This window comes from Candidatus Vallotiella adelgis, from assembly GCF_020541305.1.
Lineage (GTDB): Bacteria > Pseudomonadota > Gammaproteobacteria > Burkholderiales > Burkholderiaceae > Mycetohabitans > Mycetohabitans adelgis.
This window is the reverse complement of the sequence record NZ_CP047396.1, coordinates 1057986-1076421: the sequence shown is the minus strand read 5'-3', so window position 1 is coordinate 1076421 and position 18436 is coordinate 1057986. Positions and strand designations below refer to the sequence as shown.

General features: G+C 44.8%; 14 protein-coding genes and 1 pseudogene. 6 read left to right on the top strand and 9 right to left on the bottom strand.

The genetic code is table 11. The features are described from left to right. Positions 1 to 37: 37 nt before the first annotated feature. Positions 38 to 262 carry an accessory factor UbiK family protein gene (locus GJV44_RS03955; protein ID WP_226806428.1) on the bottom strand — a complete coding sequence of 75 codons (225 nt, stop codon included), beginning with the start codon at positions 260 to 262 and terminating at the stop codon, positions 38 to 40. A gap of 1704 nt (positions 263 to 1966) precedes the next feature. Between GJV44_RS03955 and GJV44_RS03950 the strand changes: the two genes are divergently transcribed. The 3 genes from GJV44_RS03950 to ptsP all read left to right on the top strand — a co-directional run bounded on the left by GJV44_RS03950 (position 1967) and on the right by ptsP (position 4791). Further along, the gene (locus tag GJV44_RS03950) at positions 1967 to 2404 is read left to right on the top strand and encodes a PTS sugar transporter subunit IIA (protein WP_226806921.1); all 438 of its coding nucleotides are present in this window, start codon (positions 1967 to 1969) and stop codon (positions 2402 to 2404) included. Positions 2405 to 2532: 128 nt separating this feature from the next. Next, positions 2533 to 2802: an HPr family phosphocarrier protein gene (locus GJV44_RS03945; protein WP_226806427.1), complete on the top strand. Its 270-nt coding sequence runs from the start codon at positions 2533 to 2535 to the stop codon at positions 2800 to 2802. A gap of 243 nt (positions 2803 to 3045) precedes the next feature. After that, positions 3046 to 4791, top strand: a complete 1746-nt coding sequence (ptsP, locus tag GJV44_RS03940; protein WP_226806426.1) for a phosphoenolpyruvate--protein phosphotransferase — start codon at positions 3046 to 3048, stop codon at positions 4789 to 4791. Positions 4792 to 4813: 22 nt separating this feature from the next. Here the strand turns inward: ptsP and GJV44_RS03935 are convergent. The 3 genes and pseudogenes from GJV44_RS03935 to gpmA all read right to left on the bottom strand — a co-directional run. Next, positions 4814 to 5557: pseudogene (locus tag GJV44_RS03935) on the bottom strand (HesA/MoeB/ThiF family protein); the annotation flags it as partial. 87 nt (positions 5558 to 5644) lie between these two features. Beyond that, a complete protein-coding gene (locus tag GJV44_RS03930) occupies positions 5645 to 7123 on the bottom strand; it encodes a S41 family peptidase (RefSeq protein WP_226806425.1) in 1479 nt (492 codons plus the stop codon). A 107-nt stretch (positions 7124 to 7230) separates the two neighbouring features. Continuing rightward, positions 7231 to 7977 (bottom strand): 2,3-diphosphoglycerate-dependent phosphoglycerate mutase, encoded by a 747-nt coding sequence (gene gpmA / locus GJV44_RS03925; RefSeq protein WP_226806424.1) that lies wholly within the window; start codon positions 7975 to 7977, stop codon positions 7231 to 7233. A gap of 122 nt (positions 7978 to 8099) precedes the next feature. On the opposite strand from gpmA, the gene GJV44_RS03920 reads away from it, so the two are divergent. From GJV44_RS03920 to GJV44_RS03905, 3 genes are all read left to right on the top strand, one after another. Further along, complete coding sequence (locus tag GJV44_RS03920) at positions 8100 to 8528, top strand: rhodanese-like domain-containing protein (RefSeq protein ID WP_226806423.1); 429 nt, start codon at positions 8100 to 8102, stop codon at positions 8526 to 8528. Continuing rightward, the gene (gene grxC, locus GJV44_RS03915; RefSeq protein ID WP_226806422.1) at positions 8525 to 8785 is read left to right on the top strand and encodes a glutaredoxin 3; all 261 of its coding nucleotides are present in this window, start codon (positions 8525 to 8527) and stop codon (positions 8783 to 8785) included. The genes GJV44_RS03920 and grxC overlap by 4 nt, the downstream gene beginning before the upstream one ends. A gap of 2134 nt (positions 8786 to 10919) precedes the next feature. Continuing rightward, on the top strand, positions 10920 to 11945 hold the full coding sequence (locus tag GJV44_RS03905; protein ID WP_226806420.1) for a methyltransferase domain-containing protein: 1026 nt from the start codon (positions 10920 to 10922) through the stop codon (positions 11943 to 11945). 1597 nt (positions 11946 to 13542) lie between these two features. Here the strand turns inward: GJV44_RS03905 and cydX are convergent. The 5 genes from cydX to rpoH form a co-directional block, all read right to left on the bottom strand. Next, on the bottom strand, positions 13543 to 13668 hold the full coding sequence (gene cydX, locus GJV44_RS03900; RefSeq protein ID WP_226806419.1) for a cytochrome bd-I oxidase subunit CydX: 126 nt from the start codon (positions 13666 to 13668) through the stop codon (positions 13543 to 13545). A 40-nt stretch (positions 13669 to 13708) separates the two neighbouring features. Next, positions 13709 to 14848, bottom strand: coding sequence for a cytochrome d ubiquinol oxidase subunit II (gene cydB, locus GJV44_RS03895; RefSeq protein WP_226806418.1), 1140 nt, complete (start codon positions 14846 to 14848; stop codon positions 13709 to 13711). A 15-nt stretch (positions 14849 to 14863) separates the two neighbouring features. Next, on the bottom strand, positions 14864 to 16447 hold the full coding sequence (locus GJV44_RS03890) for a cytochrome ubiquinol oxidase subunit I (RefSeq protein WP_226806417.1): 1584 nt from the start codon (positions 16445 to 16447) through the stop codon (positions 14864 to 14866). Further along, positions 16437 to 16715 (bottom strand): cytochrome oxidase putative small subunit CydP, encoded by a 279-nt coding sequence (gene cydP / locus GJV44_RS03885; RefSeq protein ID WP_226806416.1) that lies wholly within the window; start codon positions 16713 to 16715, stop codon positions 16437 to 16439. Before cydP ends, GJV44_RS03890 begins: the two co-directional genes overlap by 11 nt. 205 nt (positions 16716 to 16920) lie before the next feature. Further along, on the bottom strand, positions 16921 to 17841 hold the full coding sequence (rpoH, locus tag GJV44_RS03880) for an RNA polymerase sigma factor RpoH (protein ID WP_420885757.1): 921 nt from the start codon (positions 17839 to 17841) through the stop codon (positions 16921 to 16923). Between the last annotated feature and the right edge of the window lie 595 nt (positions 17842 to 18436).

The window sequence follows — 18436 nt, the reverse complement described above, 5'->3', positions numbered from 1 at the left end:
AGCTTTGCTTATCCGCGTGTACGCACAACCCCCCTCCTTATAGTTGATCTACACGCCGCTCTAGTGCCTCGAGTCTAAGTCGTGTGCGAGAAAGAATCTGGGATTGAGTGTTAAATTCCTCGCGCGTGACCAGATCTAACCTAGAGAGACCTTGCAATAAAATTGTCTTGACATTGCGCTCGACATCTTTTGCTAGTGAGTTTTTTAGTACCTCTCTGAGGTAAGCCTTCAGATCGTTCAATGTACTGTTTCGCTGTTTCATCGTTATTCCTAAAGCTAAAATATGGTATAAAATCCGTGTACGACAACTTATTTTCACTATCGTGCAGTACGATAGCGCATAGTTGAGCGAATGCGTAGCTTTAATGGGTTTAAGTCTCGGATATCCCCTGGAAATACCCTGGAATATTTGATAACACTTCATGACTATCTAAGGTACTATTAATCAGTTAGTTAGTGCCGTGAAATTATAGTAGTCAAATTTAAGAACTTTGATTACCAAAGGTAGAATGCCTCAGCACATTGCAGCGCGAAGTATATTGTTGATTTTATTAAGTCAAACGAGTGAACACGAAGCACTTACCCGTGACCCTGGGATAGCTCGTTTCGATCACCTATCCAGATAATGATTTAAGCAGTGCTTGGTTATCGCTTATCCCTCGTACCAGTAACTTGTTTATCGGTTGGTTTTGATACGCTTTGATATTAGTATGAGTCTTGTCGGTGAAAAACCTATCAAGTTGATAGCAGATGTTCACAGCTACGAAGATCGCAGAATTTCTTTATCTAGGCCACTCCAGATCACTTTTACGATCATTACACCGGCATTGATCTGCGGTGTATGCGCAAACTAAATAAATTTTTAGCGATGCTGGTGTAAATGACTCCATAGTTCATTATGGTGTATTTTCTTATCACATCTATGGTGCGGGCAAAGAACGGTTAACTATACAAAGGAGGAATTCTGAATTATATTAGTAATAAAGTGATGCAATATTAATAGAGACTCACTACTCCCCTCCCGGGTAATACGGCAGTGACAGTAAAGAAAGTATTCTTTACGCTGATCTACAGCGCGTCGTATTATTCATCTTAGTCAAGATAATCAGATATAGATCATCGATCGATATCTGATCGATGCACAAGAACGCGAGTGTATGGATAGATGCTATACGACAAGTATTTTATAAATCTTGAGCATGCCTAGTAGGCATCAGGAATGCCACTGCGGGTCTTTGATATCTGATTTCCGCTATTAAACTTTAGCTGCACCTAGTAATATCTGTTCTGCGGTTATAGCAGTAGGGGTACAGCCATGCTGAGTAAAATTTTGCAACGCAGAAAAGTATTCTGATCCGAACCGAATTAACGAATCTTCTATATTCGTTTTATTGGTCTTGAAGATCTCAAGTTACTAAGGTTTTACACTTCTTTGCTACATGAGATGCTCTCTGGGTCCACCTGGGTGGACCGATTATATACGGGTATATCCAGAAATCGAGAGCTAACTAAACATGCATAAGATATACGACATTATTTACATGTCTAGCATTGCTGGCTGCGCGATTAACTATAGATAGTTAATCAGTGCCGAAACAACCCATAAATATTGATCCAATTTGGAGGAGTTAAGGTACTTCGTATATGCATGAAATGACGTCGGAGATCAAAATGCGATCTCCTTTAATCGTCGATATAAATAACTACTATTTTATAGTGCACTCATCTTAGTGCCGGCTCAGTAGCGGCTTTCTGCTAATTTGTATGAGCACATAATTGCTAATTAATTGGCAAAGATCAAGGCAACGATGAACACTTGTGTTCAAGAGTCTTCCAAGTAGCATAGTTAAGTATTGCCACTGATACTTATCGGTAAAATGGAAAGAGCGACTGACTAAAACAAAGTCAAGACATAATTTATCCTGATACACTATTAAAGTTCATGTTGATTCTGGCGCAGACTGACATGGCTGGCATCTTGATTATCGCCCACGTACCACTAGCATCGGCGTTGCGAGATTGTATTGTACATTTCTATGGCGATCTACCACCGAGTATCGGAGTGTTAGATGTGACACCGGACTGTGACCCAGTGGTGGCGTTGGCCGACGCGCACGCACAGCTACAGCAGGTGACCAGTCATAATGGTGCACTGGTATTAACTGATATGTTTGGTGCAACACCGACTAATATTGCTGTTCAATTAGCAGCATTGCCACACGTTCGGGTAGTCACTGGCGTCAATCTTCCGATGTTAGTGCGCGCGGTGTGTTATCGGACGCTGCCGACCGATAAGTTAGCAGAAAAAGCACTGCAAGGTGCCGCTAATGGTATTCATAGCGTCGTGCTAGGTACGTCTTCTACGGCGGTTTGTGTACACTCACCCGTTCCGCAATGGCTTTGATTATCGGGGACTCGCGTTAGTGCCTCTCAGTTCGATTTGCTGGCAGATCCTGAGACGAGTGTACTGTGTATCCCCACTTCTTGCCCTATATAGACTCTTCATCGCTTTAATTCTGACCTAACCAGCATATGATTCAAAGGGAAGCAACGATCATCAATAAATTGGGGCTCCACGCACGGGCGTCAGCTAAGTTGACGCAACTAGCTGGCAGCTTTCGGTGTGAGATCTGGATGACGCGTAACGGCCGACGGATTAATGCAAAGAGCATCATGGGCGTTATGATGCTCGCAGCAGGTATCGGCACTATAATTACCCTTGAGACCGAAGGTCTCGACGAGCAGGCAGCAATGAATGCGATCCTTTCGCTAATTTCAGATAAATTTGGCGAAGGGCAATAATACTAGCCAATTGGTACCAATAATTTGAACAGGCATCGATGTGTGTCGCTATCTATCGCTTTGATATTGGGCTGTATTTAAATAAAGCAGAACCCATAATGACTTTGAAGATCTCAGATAGACTGAGTCTGCGTTAGACATTTTCTGGGAAGCCCTGATAGCGCCCCTGGCGCGGGGGAGGTTGTTTTCTACATGCGCTGATACCCCCTACATTATCCCAACACAACTCTAGAGGAGGTGCGCGTGTCGTTTACGCTGCATGGAATCTCTGTATCTCAGGGCATTGCGATCGGCCGTGCGTACCTAATTGCGCCTGCCGCGCTAGAAGTTGCCCACTATTTGGTTGAGCCTAACAACGTTGAGGCTGAAGTGATCCGCTTTGGTGTGGCACAACAGACTGTTTATGATGAACTCGTTGCATTACGTGCAGAGCTGCCGCCGGATGCGCCGAACGAGATGGGCGCATTTCTAAACGTTCATATATTGATCTTGCACGATGAGCTGCTTGTCAAAGAGGTCATAAAATTGATTCGAACTCGGCGCTACAACGCCGAATGGGCACTCACTGAACAACTAGAGTGTCTGGCTAAGCATTTTGATGCTATACACGATGAGTATCTACGCGAGCGAAAGGCAGATCTTGAGCAGGTTGTTGAACGTGTGCTGAAAGCGCTAGCTGGATTACCAGCGACTGTTGTAATAAATAATACTATGAAGCGCGACACTGATGAAATGATCGTAGTTGCACATGATATCGCACCGGCCGACATGCTAAAGTTCAAAACTCAGATATTTCGCGGGTTTGTCACAGACCTGGGTGGTCGTACTTCGCATACTGCGATCGTCGCGCGCAGCCTTAGCATTCCGGCAGCAGTAGGAATGCAACAGGCAAGCTTGCTAATCCGTCAAGATGATATGATTATTATCGATGGCGACTGTGGTGTGGTAATTGTCGATCCCGCGCCGATTGTACTGGAGGAGTATGCATGCCGACAAAGTAAAAAGCTGCTTGAGAAACGTAAGCTGCAGCGCCTAAAGTTTTCTCCGGCGAAGACTATATGTGGCACAAAGATCGATTTGCTGGCGAATATTGAGTTACCAGACGATGCGCGTGCTGCCCTGGATGCCGGCGCCGTCGGTGTCGGGCTGTTTCGCACCGAATTTCTATTTATGAACCCACATGGCGATTTACTCGAAGAGGAACAGCAATTCAATGCGTATCGATATGTCGTACAGACGATGAATGGTTTTCCGGTAACAATCCGTACAATCGATGTTGGTTCTGATAAATCGATTAACTCACGCAACGAATTCGAGGTAGCGCCTAACCCGGCTCTTGGGTTGCGTGCTATACGCTGGAGCTTATCTGAGCCACAGATGTTTCTCACGCAGTTGCGATCTATCCTACGTGCCTCGGTGTTTGGGCCTGTGAAGATTCTCGTACCGATGCTCGCCCACGCTTGCGAGATCGACCAGACTCTAGCTCTAATCGCGCAAGCTAAGCAACAGCTCGATGATGCAGGCCTGGAGTATGATCCGCATATATTAGTCGGCGCAATGATCGAAATTCCAGCTGCCGTGATCGCGCTTCCCCTATTCCTGAAGCGATTTGACTTTCTATCGATCGGAACTAACGATTTAATTCAATATACATTAGCAATTGATCGCGCGGATAATGCGGTCGCACATTTATATAATCCGTTACACCCTGCGATATTGAGACTCATTAGCATGACACTATATGCAACCAGGCAAGCGGGCATACCGGTATCGGTGTGCGGAGAAATGGCTGGCGATCCAACTCTGACGAAGCTATTGCTCGGGATGGGACTGACCGAGTTCTCAATGCATCCAAGCCAGTTACTTCTGGTCAAGCAAGAGGTACTTCGCACGCAATTAAAAAGCCTAGGAAAGCCGGTAGAAGACATTCTAGCATCATACAAGCCCGAAGAAGTTCAGGCAGCACTTGACCGGTTGATGCAAGCGTAGAGGATGATGGATTACACTGCATCGCGCCACAAACCGAGCAATCGGCTTGACGGCTAATACACATTGTTTGCCAGCTCATTGTCATCGCGTCGAACAACATGAGTCGCCCGGCTAGCGTACGTCCAATGCCTGCAATCAAGCGCAACGCTTCGGCTGCTTGCATTGCGCCAATGACGCCGACTAACGGGGAAAATACGCCCATCGTCGAACACGAAACTTCATCGAACGGATGATCTGGCGCGAATATGCATGCATAGCATGGTGAGGCGGGATTACGCGCATCGAAGGTACTTATCTGCCCGTTAAAGCGTGATGCCGAACCGGATACTAGTGGCACACAGTGTTGTACGCATGCGCGATTCACTGCATGGCGGGTTACGAAATTATCGCTGCAATCGAGGACAACGTCGGCATGCAATACGCATTGCTGAAGCAGCATATCATCAGCGCGTACACTAATTTCATGTACGCATATATCAGGATTAAGACGCTCGAGTGTTGCACGTCCCGATCTAACCTTAGCTTGTCCGATAGTATCGCTGGAATGTAAGATCTGTCGCTGCAAATTGGTCAACTCAACCGTGTCGGAATCGACTAATGTTAACGTACCAATACCTGATGCACCAAGGTAAAGTGCAGCTGGCGAACCAAGGCCGCCAGCTCCGACAATTAGCACGTGAGCTGTTAGAAAACGCTGCTGCATCTCAATACCGATCTCATCAAGCAGGATATGTCGAGAATAGCGCAGCAGTTGGTCGTCGTTCATTGCAGTCTTTATGAGAATGCGCGCAGAGGTGTACCAGAAATATTACCAAAGAGCCTCGACCGGTGCGTCGAGTCTCTCCTAAAGAGACTAATGTAATATATGCTCGGAGCCGGATAGTCTGTTCTTGCTTAGTGTCTTGGAAACTTGCACTGGTTCGCCTTTGAGCTGGTGTATCGCCTGTTGCAACATAAAATCATTGCTGCTGCCGAATTCAATAAGTGGGCGGTTTCGTTCTTGCTCGCATTGTTCCGAAATATCTCTCGAATTCTGTTCTTCGAGATGACGTAATTGATCAAGCCGGTTTTTCTCACGTTTTTCTTGCTCAGCCTTTTCGTTGGGATCTTGCGTGTTGGCTAGGTGATTTGAATAATCAATCTCACGCGTAACTAGAGAGTGATTTGAATCTCCTTCTATGAATCTGTCGACTGGTATATCAGGAGAGATACCCTTGTTCTGGATAGAACGGCCGTTCGGTGTGTAGTAGTATGCGGTTGTCAGGCGAAGCGCGGTATTTTCGGTTATTGGACGTACTGTCTGCACCGACCCTTTACCGAATGTGATTTCGCCCATAATCAGCGCACGATGCTGGTCTTGCAGTGCGCCGGAAACAATTTCAGAGGCCGATGCTGAGTACGCATTGACTAGCACAACCATCGGCACAGTTTTGTATATCGAGTTCAGATTCTTCAGCGGGTTATCGCTAAAAGTCGATAACCGATAGTTTGAAAATGTGTCTCGATAAATTTTCTTGGCCTCATTAATCTGGCCATTAGTCGATACTACTACAGAATTCAGAGGTAGAAACGCGCCTGCTACGCCGATCGCGCTTTGTAGTAAACCGCCGCCGTTGTTACGAAGGTCTAGAATTAGGCCTTTGAGCCCAGGTTGCTGCCGTGCGATATCTGTTAGTTGGGTCGCTAAATCTGGAACTGTGCGCTCTTGGAAGCTTGTGATCCGTACCCATGCATAGTTTGGCTGCACAATTTTTGCCTTCACACTTTTGACTGTAATCACTGCACGGCTAATAGTGACCGGGAATGTGCGCTCGTCGCTTTTCCGATAAATGGTCAGTGTGACCTTAGTGTCAGGCACGCCTCGCATGCTCCTAACTACCCGGTCTAATGTCATGCCACGTACCGGTTTATCGTTAACTCGCATAATTAAGTCACCTGGCCGAATACCGGCGTGAAATGCTGGCGTGTCCTCGATCGGCGAGATGACTTTTATAAATCCATCTTCTTGCAAGATTTCAATTCCCAGCCCGGCGAAGCGTCCTTGGGTCTGTTCTTGTAGCTCTTGATAGTCAATTTTGTCCAGATATGATGAGTGCGGATCTAGGCTGGACACCATACCCTTAATTGCTGCAGTCAACAGCTCTTTGTCGTTGACTGGTTCAACGTACTCATGCTTTATTTGGTTGAATACCTCAGCTAACAGCTGCAATTGGTCTGACGGTAATGATGCAGCTACGCTAGTTTTAGCAGACGCCGAAAATTGGAGCGTGATGAACATGCCGGCCGCGAGACCGGCGGCGATTAGACCTGCGTTTTTTAAAGTCTTACGCATAAAGTGAAGAATAATTGCGGTAGCATATTATAGTGCGTGGCTAGCGAAAAAATATGAGCAAGTATAACCGCTCTTAGATGGATCTATCTAGGAAATAGATTGAAAAATTAGATAGCCTTACCCTGATTGACAATTGCCATCTGTGCGTTAGCGAGCGCCCGTTCATCACCCAGATAGTAGTGCCTAATGGGCTTAAGCTTTTGATCTAACTCGTAGATGAGCGGCACACCGTTTGGGATATTCAGCCCGACGATATTGATATCTGAAATATTGTTCAGGTATTTGACTAGTGCTCGGATCGAGTTTCCATGCGCGACAATGAGTACATTGCGACCTGACTGGACGGCTGGCGCAATTGATTCGTTCCAGATTGGCAGTACCCGAGAAACCGTATCTTTAAGACATTCTGTGAGTGGCAATAACCCGCGCGGCACCTGAGCATAGCGCCGGTCATTATGCGATGTACGTGGATCGGCCGGCTCGAGCGCTGGTGGAGCTATAGAATAGCTGCGTCGCCATATTAATACCTGTTCGTTGCCATACTGGGCCGCTGTTTCAGACTTGTTCAGTCCTGATAATAATCCGTAGTGCCGCTCATTTAAACGCCACGAAGGCACTACAGGGATATACATTAAATCCATTGCATCCTGCATATGCCACAACGTACGAATAGCACGCTTGAGTACGGACGTATACGCTACATCGAACGTATAGCTGGCATACTTGAGCAGTACGCCAGCTTGCCGCGCCTCATCTATTCCTTTGTCGGTGAGATCTACATCGACCCAGCCAGTAAAACGGTTTTCCTTATTCCATGTTGATTCGCCATGGCGGATGAGAACGAGCTTATACATGTTAATGTGAAAAATAATAAGAAAATAGGCAGCTGATTTCGTACGCTAATGAAGCATCGTACGTGAGTATATTGTTCAAGTATTTTATAATAGTCTAATTCTTTTTTAAGTACATTTTATCCGTGAAGTTTTTTTCTGAGTTAGTGAACCTTGTATTAATTGCGATTGCCTTCATCTCTGGCGCGCTTCTGCTATGGCCAGTTTGGCTATTACGCAGAGCTACTTTATCCTGTGCGCCATGGGAAGCTACACAATTAATCAATCGCCATAACGCTATTATCATCGACCTGAGAAGTGCTGATAAATTTAGGCAGGGTCACTTGCCACAAGCGCGTCATCTGCCGTTTGATGAATTAAGGAGCAAGGTTGATTTGCTAGTCAAAAATAAAAACACGGCAGTGCTGCTAGTCTGCCAAAACAGTAAGCTTTCATCTAAAGCGCACTATATTTTGAAGAAAGCCGGCTACGTGGAAGTGTTTACATTGCGAGGTGGTATGAACGCGTGGCAGCAATCTAACATGCCGGTCGTCAAGCAAAAAGAGTCGAAATGAGACGGGTAATAATGTACAGTACCCAGAACTGTCCGTATTGCCAAATTGCCGAGAAGCTGTTGAGGTCGCGTGGTGTACAGCATATCGAGAAAGTTCTAATCGATCGCAATCCTGAGCGCCGGATAGAAATGATTGAGCGCACTGGCCGGCGTACGGTGCCACAAGTATATATTGGCCAGATACACGTCGGCGGCTACGATGACCTATCTGCACTCGATCGTGCCGACGGTCTTATACCGCTTCTCGAGGCTATCTAATAGTCCTCATATGAGAGGATGTCTGGCCGAAAGCCTATGGCTTAATAGAAGGTGCCTGGTATTAAGGTTACAGTTGATTCTCAAGTAGATCGACTTTCTAGTGGCATGTTCGAAGTAGTCGTGATAGATACTGCTTACAGCGAAAGTGGCTGCTAAGGTTGCGTTTCTGTCGACGCGAAACAAGTTTGAATGCGCTATATATAATATTCCGAACAAGAAGATCGATCCGTCTACAGAAATCGCATGCCCAACGATTATTTTTCGATACCTACGTTCGAGCATCACTGATAAAATCACTTGAGCAGGCTTTCCACTAATTCACTTAGTTAAAATTAATTTACAATCATTAAACGAGAAATGTATTATTCCTAGCCATGGATAGCTAGGCAACGGCGTACCTAATGAAGATTTCACAGCTACACATTCAATACTATTAGAAGATAGTGGGGCGGGGGGGCAGTAGTAGAAATAAAAATTTCCATACTTAACGCTAGTACGTTGGGCACTACGAATTAGACCATCATTCCGAATAGATGGGGAAGCCTAGGTGCCATACCCAAGCTGCCGCATATTGTTCAGCCTATTCTGTTTTAGGACATAGCTGATAAGAGGCGGTTTACCTGTGAAGAGGTCGTTTACCTGTATTGCGCTGGCCGCTGTCAGCGCAGGCGGCGCATAAAGGCAGTATTCCAGCTTACGTAATTCGGTGCGTGGCTATGACTAGACTAGATTCAATCATTATTGATATCTGATATAGTTGCAGGCAAGAAAATGCTGTCGACTCCCACTGGCGTTACCAAGGAGTAAGTAGTAGAAATTATTTCCCAGTTTATCCAAGCTAGATGGGTCTTAATTTCTGTCCGCTACTAGCGCTATGTCATGCAAGTGTCCCTGCGGGGATTACAGCTATAATCCGGATGCACGCTGGGATTAATTGTATTGGGATATATTTCCACGTGGGTGCAATGTACATGCAGAATATTATCTATAGTCAGTTTTATCTATATAGCAAACTCGACCTACACAGTTGTGTTCGTTATATGTGAAAATAAAAATGCGAGTCCTAGTGTTGTAGCATTGGATGTTCGGCAACTAATTGTAGAGTTTATAACTCTCCGGTGCTGTTTGCTACAACGATCGATAACTCAATCGTTAGCGATATGTAGCACGCTGTTCTAGCGCCCAACCTTGTCTATTTGATTGCTACGCCTTGCATTCAGTGATGCGCAGCAAGCTTCTCTTCCTATTGAGCAGGTTCGAGCTACAATTGTTCTATTCCTAAATACAACACCAAAATCAAGATTAGTACAGCGTATCTTCGCGTTATTTACAGAACGTCTAGCAGCTCGACCAGGTGAAAAGTAGTACTAGTTTACGCGCAGGCGCATAAAGTTTTCTATATGTGGCACAGTTTCGAGTTCGACTCCAATAACTTTGAATATAGAATAAGTTGGTGGGGCGGGCGAGCTGATGCAGGTGTTAATAGGCAGCGCCAGTCTCTCCTAAACATTTATGTTAGCGAATCGAGCCGTTTTCCTAAATATCTATCCTATTGCAGAACAATGTATGCGTGTTGATCTAAGACCGTCTTGCGCAGTGCGAATGCACCAGCTTATAAATTTACATGCTGGGATGGTTGTGCCGAGTACCGTTGTATATACTACAAGAGTTATGTAGATCAGCATGTCTGCCAAAGAATAGTTGGCCGAAAAAATTGCATCCGAGCCAGATGCCAGATATAAGAAGGAGATTTTAAGTGAATTGCTAACTGATGAAGCGGCTCACTAGGACTGAAAAGCTTTAAAGCTTAATAATAGTATTAAGCGCTGTATGTAAAATATGCATTGCGTTTTAATATTACGCTGCCATAGCAAAATTGCTATGCTTTTTAATAAATCTCACTTTAAGTATCGAACAGTGTGCTGTGGTATATACTTTAATCATACTTATCAAGTATCAGCTGCAAAATAATATGCAGTTCGACTTGAGCAAGGCGGAATGCAGTTGTTATAGTTAGCAAATATATTGTTATCAGATTTCGTAAACAGCATAGTAACTCCGCTGCATCAGAAAGCAAAAGAGATGCTAGTTCGATAAGCTCAAAAGAATACAATATAGCTCTTTCCGAAAGCTTATGATCATGCTCACTAATCATGACCAATCGGCAGGTCAACATACTCAAGTCGCATACAGTGCTCCTAGGTTGCGCCAAATCAGACAAGTTTTTGATCGTCGTGCTGCGAAATTTTGCGATGTAGCATTTCTACCCCGCGAGATCGCGCAACGCATGTATAAACGATTACAGTATATTAATCTTCAGCCAGATCAAGTGCTTGATGCTGGGTGCGGCTCGGGCGAAGATATCGATTTACTCCGCGCTAGATATGCGCAGGCAACCATTTATGGCGTAGATCTATCTCGTGCAATGCTTTGTGCCAAGTACTCGTCGGGTTGCGGTAATGCCAATATAGCAACCGGTTGGCGTCGTTTATTACCGGCAGCCGTTCTGCGTTACCTCGCGCGGAGCTGTGTTCAGATGAGTTACCGAGTACAAGCCGACTTTAGCGCACTTCCATTTGCACCGGAGCGATTTGACTTGCTATGGTCAAACCTGGCTCTGCACTGGCATGTGCAGCCTGATTTAGTTTTGACTGAGTGGAAACGAGTACTAAAAACTGGTGGGATACTCATGTTCTCCGCGCTCGGCCCTGATACTTTGCGAGAGTTGCGTAGCGCAAAGTCAGCCGTAGATAGCAGCATCGTGCAGTATATGCTTGATTTTATCGATATGCACGATTGTGGAGATATGCTAGTTGCTAGTGGTTTTGAGATTTCGGTAATGGATATGGAGACACTCACAGTGATGTACTCATCCCCAAAAGCTCTGCTAGCGGATGTGCGTCGCTGGGGAGTGATACCATCGCAAGCTACAAAGAATGCTAATGTATCGCACGTCCCAATTTCGCGCGGCATATATCACCGCCTTCTTAATGCACTAGAAGCACAACGGACGCCCAATGGTATGATACCGCTTACCTTTGAAATAGTGTATGGCCATGCACAAAAGGCAGTGGCCCAAATGACTCCTGAGGGCTATGGACTTGTTCGCGTCAATGAGATTAGCCATAACTGGCGTGCCACACGCAGGATGTCTTCTTGATGTCTCAGTGTTCGTCTGCCCAGAAGACGGCGATATTAATATATTATGATGTATATTCTTATCAAGTAAAGATTTAGTACGGCTTGTTTGGCTTTGCTTCTTTTCTATGAATTTATATAGCACATAATGCTTTATCGATTAATATTCTGCGCTATTAAGATGATAGAAACGTAAGACGAAAAGTAGAAAAAATGGAATTATATAGTCAACCGATTCCATGTTTGGTATTAAAAGACTAGATGTAGAAGTGTATATATTCGGCTTTTTATAATGCTAAAAACTCTTTGCGGTGGAACATCGCATATTTACCATAATACATTATATTCGGTATGCCGCATGCAGGTTTATGTAGTTATGATGCGTAGTTAAATAGTCAATACACTCAAGATCCCGTTTTCAAGATTGACAAAGAGCGAATATATTCTACGTACTGCGATACGGATTCTCATTTTTACGATAATCTTTTCGATGTTTTTTATGTCTGCATGTTTGATTATGTTTTTTTAATAAATTAAAAAAACTTCAAATGCACTCGACTATATTACAGTACTACTCATAAAATTATTTTTATTTTCGGTGCTATTCTTGATGTGTTGTGCAAGAGAAGACGGTGGTATTGCGATATAAAGCACATTATCATGGATTTGATATTACTCTTCACTAACATTTCTTGAGAATAAGAGTAACTGTGTATAGTTACCTCTCCGGGAGATCTGTCTTCTATATATTTCCGATGCCGTGAAAAATAATTAACAGAAAGATCTAATTCTAGATACTCTATCTACTCGTATACTAGTTAGTAATACATAGAATTATCTTATTAACGATAGATGTTATGCACTTTTTATATTTTTTATATGTGAGTGATATCAAAACAGGCCCAATTCCTGGAATTATACCAGGGGAAATGGTGTGATGTAGTGCCTTCTGGCCTAAGGCAGTGGATTCTACTCGGAATCGGTTTTATTTTTGTTGGCGATGAGTAACTTGACCCGATGAATTTTTTTAATTATATCACTCAATACTCTTTACTAAAAGAGAAGTATAATAACGGGCTGCTCGTTACTACATGCAAGCCCGGTTTTTATATTAGAAACTAATGAACATGCAGCCCTCCGCATCTTACTATGTATTGATATACAACAAGATACTAGTTATGATGATGCGTACTTTATGTGTTATAAAACATGTTGTATAGTGATCTATACGCTATTTATATGAACTAGTTTAGTACAAACCTCCTAAATCTGTTTTGAGAGGTAACTAAATCGTTTCACACGTATTTTTCGAAAATAATTGCACAAATAGCCTTGATAATACGATGGGTTACTCTGACTTGAGTATACATGCCATGTAATATTTCCAATACACTATAACTTTTTTATACTAGAATAATAGAGTATAGTCTGTGGGCTTTACAACATTAAATTTTTTAATAGTTATACTGAAATACCTTGCTTAAAATAAGCTTTCCAGAAAGTACCGTGGGTTGCTTCTTGTGGCAGAGGGTATGTTGAGATGTTTCATGGCGTCGACAATAATTTGAGCAAAGCTCAAAAGCTTACTAAATCTATTAACTGATATAAGTTATTTCGGCTTACTGCTGCTCTGTATTTGGCTCTGTAAATCTTTGTGCGTGACTATGCGACTCAAGCCACATTCCATTGATAATGCCGAATGCGAGTGCAAAGCCAATACCTAATATCCAGCTGAAATACCACATGTTATGCTCCGTTAGATCAGTTGGTTAAAGTCAGCACTGATTAATACATCGAGTGTGTATTATTTTGAACCCCTTGTTCAGTGACTTTGCCTCGCATTATACTATAGACCCAGCTAGTATATAGTATAATTAGCGGAACAAAGACAATTACCAGAATAAGCATAATACCTAGAGTACGAGGACTCGACATTGAGTCCCATAACGTCAGGCTGCTGGCCGGGTCTAGTGAAGATGGCATAATAAACGGGAACATTGAAAGTCCTGCAGTTAGGATGATGCTAGTTACTAACAGTCCCGTCATAATGAAACCTAAGATGGTAAGGTTTGATGCGGCTAACACTATCGCGATTACACCAGCTGTAATACCTAGAACCGGCGCGAGCATAGTCCACGGGTAGATGCCGTAGTTAGCTGTCCACAAACCTGGTGCTGAGGCTACCCGCTTGAGTAGCGGATTAGCTGGCCCGGCCAGCGGTGCCATGTAAGTGATCTCAAAGCCAGTTATTCGGGTATTCACCATAATACCGGCTATGATGAACAGTATAACTGTAATGAGTGCCGCGATGCGTAACGCATATGCAGCGCGTCGCGCTATTACTCCTTCAGTCTTAATGCGTAGGAATGCAGCGCCATGCGCAATCAGCATACTGCTGCTTACTATACCGCATAGTACCGCAAAGGGGTTCAGTAATGCAAAGAAGCTACCATAGTAGCTCACGCGCAGCTCATCATCAAAGCGAAAAGGCACGCCTTGTAGCAGGTTGCCAAATGCAATGCCAAATATAAGCGCTGGAACTATGCTACCAGCAAACAACGCCCAATCCCAGCTCGTGCGCCACCGGAGACTCTCGCGCTTAGCGCGATACTCGAAGCTCACTGGTCGCATAAATAACGAGAACAACACCAGTAGCATCGCGCAATAGAATCCGGAGAAGGAGGCGGCGTATACTAGAGGCCATGCGGCGAACATTGTGCCAGCAGCTGTGACCAACCATACCTGGTTGCCTTCCCAGGTGGGGCCAATTGCGTTGATAATCACACGACGCTCGGTATCGGTTTTACCGATAAATGGCAGTAGTGCGCCAACACCCATATCAAAGCCATCAGTGAGCGCGAAGCCAAGCAGCAGGATACCGATTAGTACCCACCAAATGACCTTTAAAGTTGGATAGTCAAACATAGTGATGATTCTGAGTCAAACGATTGTTGTGTTGTCATACGGCTGCAGCTGCTCGTGGTGATAGCGTTTAGTATGTAGTGACGATGGTCCAAGCTTTGCATACTTAAACATTAGCGTAATCTCGATGACGAATAGCGCTGTGTAGAATAAGATAAAGCCGCCAATACTCAAATACAGATCTAAGGGCGACAAGCTAGAGGCTGATAAAAATGTCGGTAGCACACCGGCGATTGTCCACGGTTGGCGGCCCATTTCAGCGACGATCCAGCCAAACTCAGCGGCAAACCACGGCAATGGAATTGCTAGAACACACCAATGTAGAAACCAGCGCCGCCTCTTATGTGTGATGCTTCGAGTAGCGCATAACCAAAAAGCAAGCACGAATGTTAAAAGAAATAGGAAACCTAGCCCGACCATCAGTCGGAATGACCAGAATATCGGCATCACGGGAGGAATTGAGTTCTTAGCTGCCTCGGCGATTTGCGCGTCATTCGCGTGTGGGACGTCTAATGCATAGCGCTTAACAAGCATTCCGTAGCCAAGATTGCTTTTGTGAGCATCAAACACAGCATGCGTTGTATCAGATACGTCACCCTGCTTCATCTTTTGCAGCGCTCCATATGCAATAATACCGCTACGTATACGCTGTTCGTTTTGAGAAATAAGATCGCGCAGTCCAACTACAGGCTGGTCGACCGAGCGCGTGGCAATGAGTCCTAGTGCGTATGGTATACGCAGAGCGTAGTCAGTACGTTGCTTATCCTGGTTCGGCAATCCGAATATAGTAAGAGGGGCAGGTGCTGGCTCGGTAATCCATTCCGATTCAATTGCGGCAAGCTTAGCTTTCTGGACTTCACCAGTCGTGTAGCCTGACTCATCGCCAAGAACGATGACGCATAGTGTTGAGGCTAATCCGAAGCCAGCTGCGACGGCAAACGAGCGCAATGCAAAGTCAACATCGCGTTTTTTTAAAAGATACCACGCAGATATTCCGAGTACAAACATCGCTGCCGTTACATAGCCTGCCGATACAGTATGAACAAACTTAACCTGCGCAACTGGATTAAACACTACTTCAGATAAGCTGGTCAGCTCCATACGCATCGTCTTGTAATTGAACTCAGCGCCGACTGGATGGTTCATCCATCCGTTAGCGATTAAGATCCACAACGCAGACAAATTGGAGCCGAGTGCGACGAGGAATGTGACTATAAGATGCCTAGCGCGTGGCAGGCGGTTCCAGCCAAAGAACATCAGTCCAACAAATGTCGATTCAAGGAAGAATGCCATTAAACCTTCTATTGCAAGCGGTACACCAAAAATATCGCCGACATAGTGTGAGTAGTATGACCAGTTAGTTCCGAACTGGAATTCCAGCGTGAGTCCGGTCACTACGCCCATCGCAAAATTGATGCCGAACAGCTTGCCCCAGAACTGGGTCATATCTTTATAGACCTGATTTCCAGTCATCACATAGATTGTCTCCATGATGACTAACAACCAAGAAAGACCCAGGGTTAGTGGAACAAAAAGAAAGTGGTACAGAGCAGTAATGGCGAACTGCAGTCGCGAGAGATCGACGACTTCGCTATTTATCATAATGATTACCTGGAGCAGGTGGATGTGATGTAGACACAGATAACAACGCTTGCGCGACCTGGTCCGGCGGCAATGCCATGTGCGATGCCTGGGGATGACTGAAGAGCGTGTACCTGAAGAAGAGCAAGAACACGATCTTAGCTATTATAACCAATATCAACTGGCTAACTAATCCAGGGCGGCGTAGAACCGTAGTTAGCACATTAGGGTGCTGCGCATGGCCGGCACAGTCAATATCAGTGCTATGGCGAACATTATGGCTGGGCATAGTTTTTTCGTAGGTTTCGCGCGGTAGGCGCGACTGCAACGAAACTGATTTTATAGACCAGGAGTAATAGGGAGAAGCTATTACGGCGCGTTAAGTCGCCGGGTTTTCGCTGTGCTACAGCCTCAGGCATTGGTATTGTATCGGTTTTTATAGCTTAAAAAGCTCTGGAATAGACTGGATTGAATCAATAGTCACAGAAATATTTTCACGCGTAGTGTTGCAGTGTGCCACGCATCTTTTTTAGTGCACTCGCCTCGATTTGGCGGATGCGTTCGGCTGACACCCCAAACTCATCAGCTAGCTCGTGCAGAGTCGTACCGCCAGATCCATCGTCTTGTACCTGCAGCCAACGCGCATCGATAATGCGACGGCTACGCGAATCGAGAGATTCGAGTGCATTGGTTAGGCCTGCAGTATGTAGTAAGTCGCGCTGGCGCGAGGCGAGAACCGCTGTTGGCTCGGTACGTGAGTCGGCTAGGTAGCCGATCGGTGCAAATGATTCTCTACCGTCTTCGAACTGTCCTTCAAGCGCGATATCGCCACCAGCCATTCGCGTTTCCATCTCGGCCACTTCTTCACGCTTGACATTCAGCTCTTTCGCTAGTCCTGTAATCTCGTCTGGTGTGAATGGCTGCATTCCCTGTTTATGGCTGCGCAGATTGAAGAACAGCTTACGCTGAGCCTTCGTTGTCGCAACTTTTACCATACGCCAGTTTCTCAGAATGTATTCATGGATTTCGGCCTTAATCCAATAAATCGCATACGACACTAGCCGTACATTCTGGCGTGGATCGAAGCGCTTGACAGCTTTCATCAGGCCGATATTTCCTTCTTGAATTAGGTCTGCATGAGGTAGACCGTAACCTATATAGTTGCGCGCTATCGAAACAACTAGACGTAAGTGAGATAGCACAAGATGACGTGCAGAATCCAAGTTGTTTTGTTCGCGGTATTCGGCTGCAAGACGCATTTCGTCGGCTTGTGATAAAAGCGGGATACAGCTAACCGCCTGAATATAAGCATCCAGATTGCCTAACGTACCCGGCAGCATCGACTGTAGAGCGAGCGCCCGCGTGCTAGTACTAGCTAGGCTTGCAGGGATCGGTAAGGTCATTGGATTGCTCACTGATGTTATTCCTTGTGTTAACGGCGTCATGCTTTGTTGCAAAAATAGAACTCTGATACATTTTAGCACTCAATACCGATGAGTACGAAACCGTCAGGCTGAAGAAAGTTACAACGGGTCTTCCTGACTTGTTTATTTTCCTGGGCATTCTAATAGTTATTTATGACCCCAGGAAGTAGGTAAAAAAAGTTTTATTTTCACGCCCAGGTTTAGTATCAAGAAGCAAAGGGAAAGGGAAGATATGGATTTGCGAGCTATGCAGAGACGAAAAAAAATAGCGAGTGTAATATATGGTAGAGTAATGAGTACGTTTACAAAATAATATGTCTCAACAATGCTGGTGCACGGTATCGATAAAACATAGACCTAGCATTTATACAGAACCCAGATCTGATGTAATTACGGGACATGGTACTATATACGCGACAGCGGGATGCATATCCCGCCTCGTTTTAATAGATAAATCACAGAGAAGTTCATTATAAAAATTAGCTACGGATTTTTTTCGTAAAAGATTCTATCACGTGCTCGATATTCTGGTTATATGCCTAAGTAATAACTCGGACGTAATTATTTAGATCAGATGTGATGATTC